A 1,917-nucleotide genomic window follows, 5' to 3' on the forward strand; every position below is an offset into this window, starting at 1 on the left:
AGCCGGTCGGGGCGGGCGCCCTCGGCGCGCTGGAGTGGGAGCTGCCCGGTACGGACGGTGCGGGCCCCGACTCCACGGGCGTTGTCGAGGTGGCGGGGCCGCCGGAGACCCTCTCCCTGCTGCTGTGGGGCCGCGTCGGCGCCGACGCCGCGGGCCTGGAGATCACCGGTGATCGCAACGGCCTCGACGCCGCCCTGGAGGCCGGACTGTCCACGTGAGCGGACCGACGCAGTGAGGTTCCCCGCCGCGGTGGCACTGGTCGCGCTCGGTGGCGCGGCCGGGACCTACGCGCGCGTCGTGGTGTCACTGGTGGTCCCCGATCCGGCGCTGGTGGCGACCCTCGCCGTGAACCTGGTGGGCGCGTTCGCGCTCGGGTACCTGGCGACCCGGCTCGCCGACGGTGCTGACCGGGATGGTGCTCGCCCCGGCCGGGAACGACGACGAGGTGTGCGACTGCTGCTCGGGACCGGCTTCTGCGGGGGATTCACCACCTACTCCCTCATCGCCCTGCAGGCCGCGATGCTCATGGGCCGGGGCGATGTCCCCGTGGCCGTCCTCTACGGCGCCACCACGCTGGCGCTGGGCGCGGTGGCGACGATGCTCGGGATCGTCCTGGCGTCCCGGGGGCGACCAGACCGGGCGCGGGCGACCTCGTGAACATCACCGTGGTGCCCATGACGTGGGATGACGCCGCCCTGGCCGGGTGGCTCGCGCTGGGAGGGGGCGCCGGCGCGGCACTGCGGTACGTGCTGGACGTGGCGGTGTCGTCGCGCTGGCGGCGCCCGTTCCCGCTGGCGACGTTCCTCATCAACGTGTCGGGTTCACTGGCCCTCGGCCTGCTCGTGGGGTGGTTCTACGCCGGCGCGGCGAAGCCGGGGTGGTCACTGGCCGTCTCCGTGATCGGCACAGGTCTCCTCGGCGGGTACACGACGTTCTCCACCGCGAGCTACGACACGCTCCGCCTCGGCCGGGAGGGGCGGGTCGTCATGGCGCTGGCCTACGCGGTGGGCACGATGGCCGCGACGATCGCCGCGGCCGCGTCGGGCTTGTGGCTGGGCGAGTGGTGGGCCACGGTGTAGTGATGGGCACGGTGTAGTGATGGGGCATCGGATGTTCGTCGCGGTCGCGCCGCCCGACGAGGTTCGCGAGGAACTGGAACGGTTCCTCGAACCGCGGTCGGGTCTGGCGTGGACCAACCCCGCCCAGTGGCACCTCACCCTGACGTTCTGTCCCGACGTCGACGACTGGCGCCTCGACGAGCTGATCGAGCGTGTGGAGGCGGTCGCCCGGAAGCACGAGCCGTTCACGCTACGACTGGCCGGCGCGGGGGCGTTCCCGTCCGTCGAGCGGGCCAAGGTGTTGTGGGCGGGGGTCGATCAGCCCGAGGAGCGGCCTCTCAACGCACTGGCGGCGGGCGTCCGCTCGGCCGCCAGTGCGGCGGGCTGCGCCCCGGACGGCGCCCGGTTCCGTCCGCACCTCACGCTCGCCCGGCTCGGCGGCCGCGACGATGCGACCGCCTGGCTGCGGGTGCTCGACACCTTCACGAGCAGACGGTGGGAGGTCTCCGAGATCGCGCTCGTCGACTCGTTCCTCGGCGAGGGGCCGCGGGGCCGGGCCCGCCACGAGGTCGTGGCCCGGTTACCGCTGGGTGCGGGCGAGCGACGCTGGTGGGACCCGCCCGGGGGGTGAATCGGGCAGTCGGTCAGAGCGTTGCGCACTGGCCTTCGCGCGCGCCGCCGACCTGGTTCCCGCCACCAGTCGGGGCCTGGGCGTTGGCCTCGCACTCGAGATCCCCGCCGATCGTGTTGCCCTCGAACCGCTGCGGGCCGGAGTTGCGCTCCGACTCCAGACTGTCGCCGATGCGGACGTTCTCCACGATCGCCTCGCCACCGCGGTCCAGCTCGATCGACCCGGCTA

Annotated in this window: 4 protein-coding genes and 1 pseudogene; 4 read left to right on the forward strand and 1 reads right to left on the reverse strand. The window is 73.6% G+C overall.

The genetic code is table 11. The features are described 5' to 3' along the window. From G6024_RS04055 to thpR, 4 genes are all read left to right on the forward strand, one after another. A partial coding sequence (locus G6024_RS04055) for a hypothetical protein (RefSeq protein WP_200841549.1) occupies positions 1-218 on the forward strand: 218 nt, incomplete at its 5' end. A gap of 13 nt (positions 219-231) precedes the next feature. Further along, complete coding sequence (locus G6024_RS04060) at positions 232-657, forward strand: fluoride efflux transporter FluC (RefSeq protein WP_069389737.1); 426 nt, start codon at positions 232-234, stop codon at positions 655-657. Positions 658-674: 17 nt separating this feature from the next. Further along, entirely contained in the window at positions 675-1,079 is a 405-nt protein-coding gene (gene crcB, locus G6024_RS04065; RefSeq protein WP_069389739.1) for a fluoride efflux transporter CrcB, read from the forward strand. Positions 1,080-1,098: 19 nt separating this feature from the next. Continuing rightward, complete coding sequence (thpR, locus tag G6024_RS04070; RefSeq protein ID WP_159148130.1) at positions 1,099-1,689, forward strand: RNA 2',3'-cyclic phosphodiesterase; 591 nt, start codon at positions 1,099-1,101, stop codon at positions 1,687-1,689. Positions 1,690-1,702: 13 nt separating this feature from the next. Here the strand turns inward: thpR and G6024_RS04075 are convergent. Continuing rightward, positions 1,703-1,917 (reverse strand): annotated as a pseudogene (locus G6024_RS04075) (hypothetical protein); the annotation flags it as partial.

The organism is Dietzia maris (assembly GCF_014144855.1).
Taxonomy (GTDB): Bacteria; Actinomycetota; Actinomycetes; order Mycobacteriales; family Mycobacteriaceae; genus Dietzia; species Dietzia kunjamensis.